1 protein-coding gene is annotated in these 409 nt (G+C 37.9%); it reads left to right on the forward strand.

Annotation, left to right across the window (positions count from 1 at the left end):
• Positions 1-409, forward strand: a 409-nt coding sequence (locus EZH24_RS13525; RefSeq protein ID WP_336596106.1) for an amino acid--tRNA ligase-related protein, incomplete at both ends; no start/stop codon positions are given.

Raw genomic sequence — 409 nt, forward strand, 5'->3', positions numbered from 1 at the left:
TTATTTTTTGTAGCCGACACTCCAAAAATCACTTTTGACGCTTTGGGAAATTTGAGAATTAAAGTCGCAGAAAAATTAAATTTAATCGATAAAGATAAATTAAATTTCTTATGGGTTGTAGAATTCCCGTTATTCGAATACGATTATAAAGAAAAAAGAATTTCCGCCACTCATCACCCTTTTACGTCTCCAGTTCCCGAAGATGTTGCGATACTCGAAAGCGACACTTTGAAAGTGAGAAGCGACACTTACGATTTGGTTTTGAACGGAAACGAAATCGGCGGCGGCGGACAGAGAATTTACGATAGTTCCGTGCAGTCTAAAATATTTAGTTTGCTCGGAATATCGAGAGAAAAAGCGAAAGTTAGATTCGGATTTTTGCTTGACGCTTTGAAATATGGCGCTCCTC

This window comes from Brachyspira catarrhinii, assembly GCF_005518285.1.
Classification (GTDB): Bacteria; Spirochaetota; Brachyspiria; order Brachyspirales; family Brachyspiraceae; genus Brachyspira; species Brachyspira catarrhinii.